4 protein-coding genes are annotated in these 6,069 nt (G+C 69.4%); 1 reads left to right on the forward strand and 3 read right to left on the reverse strand.

Translation table 11 applies throughout. The annotated features are described in order from the left end of the window. Positions 1 to 16 precede the first annotated feature (16 nt). Genes Psi01_RS28045 through Psi01_RS28055 form a run of 3 tightly spaced genes read right to left on the reverse strand, consistent with a single transcriptional unit; the run spans position 17 to position 3,688 of the window. Positions 17 to 790, reverse strand: a complete 774-nt coding sequence (locus tag Psi01_RS28045) for a sporulation protein (RefSeq protein ID WP_204067113.1) — start codon at positions 788 to 790, stop codon at positions 17 to 19. A 28-nt stretch (positions 791 to 818) separates the two neighbouring features. After that, on the reverse strand, positions 819 to 2,075 hold the full coding sequence (locus Psi01_RS28050; RefSeq protein WP_204067114.1) for an SPFH domain-containing protein: 1,257 nt from the start codon (positions 2,073 to 2,075) through the stop codon (positions 819 to 821). Next, positions 2,072 to 3,688, reverse strand: a complete 1,617-nt coding sequence (locus Psi01_RS28055) for an SPFH domain-containing protein (RefSeq protein ID WP_204067115.1) — start codon at positions 3,686 to 3,688, stop codon at positions 2,072 to 2,074. Before Psi01_RS28055 ends, Psi01_RS28050 begins: the two co-directional genes overlap by 4 nt. 158 nt (positions 3,689 to 3,846) lie before the next feature. Between Psi01_RS28055 and uvrB the strand changes: the two genes are divergently transcribed. Further along, entirely contained in the window at positions 3,847 to 5,961 is a 2,115-nt protein-coding gene (gene uvrB / locus Psi01_RS28060; protein ID WP_204067116.1) for an excinuclease ABC subunit UvrB, read from the forward strand. The last annotated feature ends 108 nt before the right edge of the window (positions 5,962 to 6,069 follow it).

The following is a 6,069-nucleotide window of genomic DNA, read 5'->3' on the forward strand; positions in this document are numbered from 1 at the left end:
ACGGCGGGAGCGGGGGTTAGAACCAGCCGCGCTTCTGGGCCATCGCGTGCAGGCCCGCGCGCAGCGACTGCTCCACCTGTCCGGGGTGGTCGTTGTAGTGGACCGTGAAGCGGTTGTAGGTGTCGTGGCTGGAGTTCAGGAAGCCGCCGCGCGTGTCGGCCTCCAGGATGACGTCCATCGCGCTGGGACCGGCGATGAAGGTCAGCTCCAGCTCGTTGAAGTGACGGGCGTACTCGTGGCCCGCGTAGTACTCGATCTCCTGGAAGAACGGCATGCGCGAGCCGTGCAGGGTGCCGCGCTCCAGGTCGGCCTTCTTGAAGCGGAAGCCCATGTTGTCCAGCGCGGCCAGGACGTGGTCCTGGGCGGGCAGGGGGTTGACGAACAGCGGGTCGAGGTCGCCCTTGTCGAGCGCGCCGGCCAGGGCCAGCTCGGTGGCGACGCCCAGCTGCATGCCGCGCAGCGGGTGGCCGGCGATCGCGCTGATCGGGGTCTCCCACGGGACGGGGATCTCGAAGGGGACCGACTGGGCGGCGCCGGAGGGCAGGTGGAACGGCCCCGCGACCTGCTGGCGCAGGAAGCTGTAGGTCGTCTTGTACTCGTTGTCGCCGCTCTCCACCTCCACGACCGCCGTGAAGTCGATGAAGATGCCCTCGACCTGGTAGTCGGAGCTGCTGCTGCGGAAGTTGACCTGGCCGCGGAGGATCTCGCCGGGCCGGACGTTGGAGTTCTGCAGGACGGTGTCGACCTCGACACCGGCGCCGAACGCGGCTTTCAGCTTACGGAACACCATCGGGAGACTCCCAGAGGTAGAGAAGGTTTCAGTGGGTTTCAGTGTTACCAACGGAGGGCTCCAGCCGGCCGTTCCCGCCGCCGAGCTGCGGAAGGAGCTGGGCCATGAGAAGGGTGGACAGGGCCGACGAATCGCCCTGCCCGCCGGCGGTGCGAACGACGACCGGCCGCGGCGCGCTCTCGGCGAGCCGGGCGCCCACGTCCAGCCGGCGGCGGGCCAGCTCGTACTTGAGCACCGCCCGGTTGTCACGGTAGGACTCGGCCAGGCGGCGCAGCGCCTTGGCCTCGTTCTCCGCCGAGGTGAGCTCGGCCCTTCCCCTGGCCTCGATCTCCCAGCGCACCCGCTGCGCCTCGGTCTCGTGCTCCTCCAGCATGCGGGCCACGTCCTTGCGTGCGGTGTTGGCGGCCGCCCTCACCTCGACGATACGTGCGTCCCGCGTCTTCTTGGAACGTTCGATCTCCATGAGCAGCGTGTCGATGCGCCGCTTGCGGGTCAGCTCCCACTCGCGCTCGAAGGCCGACATCTCCTTGGCGACCTTCTCGCGGGTGGCCAGGTGCTGCTGGTAGGTGTCGGGGAGCTGGACGTCGGGGATGTTGGCGCCGGTGATGCGCACGCCGTACCGGCCGAGCTGGTTGTTCAGCGCGTCCTGCATGTCGTCCACGTCGGAGCCGCGCAGGTCGTAGGCGCGCTCGGTGTTCACCCGGCGGCTGCGCTGGCGGATGGCGTCCTGTACGGCGCTGCTGAGCACGAGGTCGAAGTTGCCCGCCCCGATCGTCCGGACGAAGGCGACCGGGTCGACGATGCGGAACTTCAGGAAGAACTCGATGGACTTCAGCGGCACGTTCTCGGCGGTCGGGCAGGCGACGATGGGCGCCGAGTAGGGGATCTCGGTGGAGGTGTCCACCACCGCGTCGACCCGGTCCCACGGCAGCCACAGGTAGTGCCGGCCCGGCGGCAGGGTGCCGGTGATCGCGCCCCAGCGGCTGCGCACGCCGGTGGTGCCCTCCTCGATCTCGATGATCGCCCGGCGCCAGAGCCAGACGGCCGCCGCGAGCAGGGAGAACACCGCCCCTGCGGCGGCCAGGGTGCGCAGGAACCCGTCGGCGAACACCGCGGTGCCGGCCAGGTACAGGGCGAGGAACAGCAGCGTCACCCAGGCGAAGCCGCGGCGGTCCTTGGGGATGACCACCGGGACGAGCTGCCCGGCCTCACCGCCGCGCAGCAGCTGGCGGATGTCGGACCAGGCCGCGAGCGATTCCTTGATCTTCGAGAATTCCCTGCTCACAGGTCCTTCACGTCCTTCACCTCGTCATCGTTCTGTACGGCGGGAGCAGCGGGAGCAGCGGGAGCGGCGGACGCCGCGGGGTCGGCGACCGGGTTGAGAAGGGCGGAGATCTCCGCCTCCCGGGACGCGACCCGCTGGCCGATCTCGGCGACCCTGGCGCGGATCGCGGCCATGTCGGCCTCGGAGAACAGCGCCGTCTCGCGGCTGCCGACGAGCTGCTGGGCCAGCGCCAGCAGGTCGAGGTCGACGGTCTCGCCGACCTGCACCATGCGGGGCAGGTGTGAGGCCACGGCCTCCAGCTTGTCGAGCATGTCCTGCTGGAAGCGGTAGTCCAGGATCTCCGGCGCCTCGGCGGCGCTCAGCGCCCGGATGTCCAGCGCCTGGGCCTCCAGCAGCGCCGCGTTGGCCTTGGCGGTCGACTCGGCCTCCACCAGCCTCTGGCCGGCCTGCGCCTTGGCCTGGTGGGAGGCCCGCTCCAGCGCGGTGTCCATCCGCGCCTGGTAGCCGGCGATCTCGGCGTGGATGGCCGACAGCTGCTCCTGCAGCCCGGCGAGCTCCTTGACCAGGTCGCCCTCGTTCTGCTCCTTGCGCAGCTGGAGCTCGTACTCGTAGGTGTAGGCCTCCTTGGCCACCCGGATCATCTCCGGGGCGGCCAGGTCCATCCGGTACTCCTGGCTGGAGGGCTCGGCGTGGGTGATGTTCACGTCGGTGAGCCGTACGGCGGGCAGGAACTGCTGGTTGAGGCTCTCCAGCATGCCCAGCGTGCTCTCGCCCACCAGGTCGTAGATCTCCTCGGCCCGCTGGGAGTAGATCAGGGAGCGGGTGACCTCGCTGATGGCGTTCTGCAGCTTGGCCTGGAAGCCGCTGACCGAGCCGAGCACGAAGATGAACTCGGCCGGGTTCTCGATCCGGAACTGCAGGAACAGGTCGACGCTGGCCTTGACGCCCTGCTGGGTCGGGGCCTCGCGGATGGGGGCGTTGAAGGGGTACTCGCGCGTGGTGTTGACGATGTAGCTGACCCGCTTCCACGGGTTGAACAGCGTCACCCGGCCCGGGTCGGCGGTGTGCACGAGCTTGCCGAACTTGGTGATCAGGGCCTGACAGCCCTCCGGCACCATCACCACGCTGCGCCGCCACCACAGGAAGGTGGCGGCCAGCACCAGCACGACCCAGTAGTGCACGCCGAACAGCACCCGCGCGCTGTCCGGGAGGCCGGTGGCGACCAGGCCGACCACGCCGAGCGCGGCCAGCAGGATCAGCGGGAGGACGACCCGCGCGGTGGTCCCCTTGGGGATCACGACGGGGGAGATCACGTGGACCGCCTCGCCGTTCTCACCGCGCTCGCTGAAGCTGCGGTTGACGATCTCGCCGGCCTCGTTCAGCGACGCGCTGCGGGCCTCGATGATCGTGCCGGTGGACACGCCCTGGTCGCGGGCGGCGAGGAAGTCGGCCGGGTTGAGGGCGAAGCCCTTGTCTCCGGGGGCCTGTCCCGGAATCTGCCCGGCGATCTGCCCCACGGCCTGCCCGATGACCTGCCGCGGGTCGTTTCCCTGCGCGATCGCCTGGGCGGCCGCCATGGCCGACTGCCGGACGGCCTCTCGTGGCCGGGACATCACACCTCCGAGGTAGTTATGCGCTGAAAGCCCGATATGTGGCTCATGTGGTTCTCGGTGAGACGGGGTACGTGTGGGATTCAAGAGCATCGGGCTTGCGAGCCGCTTGCCGAACGGTTGAATAAAGATTGTCGGTCCCGCCGCCTACAGTGGAACAGGTGAGGCCGGTAACAGATTTGCAGCGTAAGGTGGCCCCCTTCGAGGTCATCACCGACATGACCCCCTCGGGTGACCAGCCCGCGGCCATCGCCGAGCTGGAGCGGCGCGTCCGGGCGGACGAGAAGGACAGCGTCCTGCTCGGCGCCACGGGCACGGGCAAGACCGCCACGATCGCCTGGCTGATCGAGCGGCTGCAACGCCCCACCCTGGTCATGCAGCCCAACAAGACGCTCGCCGCGCAGTTCGCCAACGAGCTGCGCGAGATGATGCCCAACAACGCGGTCGAATACTTCGTCTCCTACTACGACTACTACCAGCCCGAGGCGTACGTACCGCAGAGCGACACCTACATCGAGAAGGACTCCTCGATCAACGACGAGGTCGAGCGGCTGCGGCACTCGGCGACCAACTCCCTGCTCACCCGGCGCGACACGATCGTGGTCGCCTCGGTCTCGTGCATCTACGGCCTGGGCACCCCGCAGGAGTACGTCGACCGCATGACCCGGGTGAAGGTCGGCATGGAGGTCGAGCGCGACCAGCTGCTGCGCCGCCTGGTCGACATGCAGTACACCCGCAACGACCTCGCCTTCACCCGCGGCACCTTCCGGGTGCGCGGCGACACGATCGAGATCATCCCGAAGTACGAGGAGCTCGCCGTCCGGATCGAGATGTTCGGCGACGAGATCGAGCGGTTGTCCACCATGCACCCGCTGACCGGCGAGGTGATCACCGAGGACGAGGAGCTCTACATCTTCCCCGCCTCCCACTACGTCGCCGGTCCCGAGCGGATGGCCGGGGCGATTCAGGGCATCGAGGCCGAGCTGGCCGGGCGGCTGGAGGAGCTGGAGCGTCAGGGCAAGCTGCTGGAGGCCCAGCGGCTGCGCATGCGCACCACCTACGACCTGGAGATGATGCACCAGATCGGCACCTGCTCCGGCATCGAGAACTACTCGCGCCACATGGACGGCCGGGCCCCGGGCAGCGCACCCAACACCCTGCTCGACTACTTCCCCGAGGACTTCCTGCTGGTCCTGGACGAGTCGCACCAGACGGTCCCGCAGATCGGCGCGATGTACGAGGGCGACGCCTCCCGCAAGCGCACCCTGGTCGACCACGGCTTCCGGCTGCCCTCGGCCCTGGACAACCGCCCGCTGAAGTGGGAGGAGTTCCTGGAGCGGATCGGCCAGACCGTCTACCTGTCGGCCACCCCCGGCCCCTACGAGCTGGGCCGGGTCAAGGGCGAGGTGGTCGAGCAGGTCATCCGCCCGACCGGCCTGGTCGACCCCGAGGTCATCGTCAAGCCGACGAAGTCCCAGATCGACGACCTGGTCCACGAGATCCGCCTGCGCACCGAGAAGGACGAGCGGGTCCTGGTCACCACGCTGACCAAGAAGATGGCCGAGGACCTCACCGACTACCTCCTGGAGCTCGGCATCCGGGTCCGCTACCTGCACAGCGAGGTCGACACCCTGCGCCGCATCGAGCTCCTGCGCGAGCTGCGCACCGGCGAGTTCGACGTCCTGGTCGGCATCAACCTGCTCCGCGAGGGCCTCGACCTGCCCGAGGTGTCGCTGGTGGCCATCCTCGACGCCGACAAGGAGGGCTTCCTGCGCTCGGAGACCTCGCTGATCCAGACCATCGGCCGCGCCGCCCGTAACGTCTCCGGCCAGGTGCACATGTACGCCGACCGGGTGACCCCCTCGATGGAGCGGGCGATCGAGGAGACCAACCGGCGCCGGGCCAAGCAGGTCGCCTACAACGAGGAGCACGGCATCGACCCGCAGCCGCTCCGCAAGAAGATCGCCGACATCCTCGACTCCCTCAACCGCGAGGATGCCGACACCGCCCAGCTCCTGGGCGGCAGCGGCCGCCAGCAGTCCCGCGGCAAGGCTCCCGTCCCCGGGTTCGGCACCAAGCAGGCGGCGGGCCAGCACGCCAAGGCGATCGCGGGCGAGATGCCCCGCGCCCAGCTGGAGGCGCTGGTCGAGTCCCTCACCGAGCAGATGCACCAGGCCGCCGCCGACCTGCAGTTCGAGGTCGCCGCTCGCCTCCGCGACGAGATCAAGGAGCTCAAGCGCGAAGTCCGCGACATGCGCGAGGCCGGGGTCTCCTGACCCCGGGCGCTCCCTCCCGGTGCGCCGTGCTCTCCTTCCCCCACGGGAGCACGGCGCACCGTTCTCGTCCCGGCCCCGCACACGGCCGCCGGAGGAGCGGCGACGGGC

It is taken from the genome of Paraplanobispora siamensis (genome assembly GCF_016863175.1).
Lineage (GTDB): Bacteria > Actinomycetota > Actinomycetes > Streptosporangiales > Streptosporangiaceae > Planobispora > Planobispora siamensis.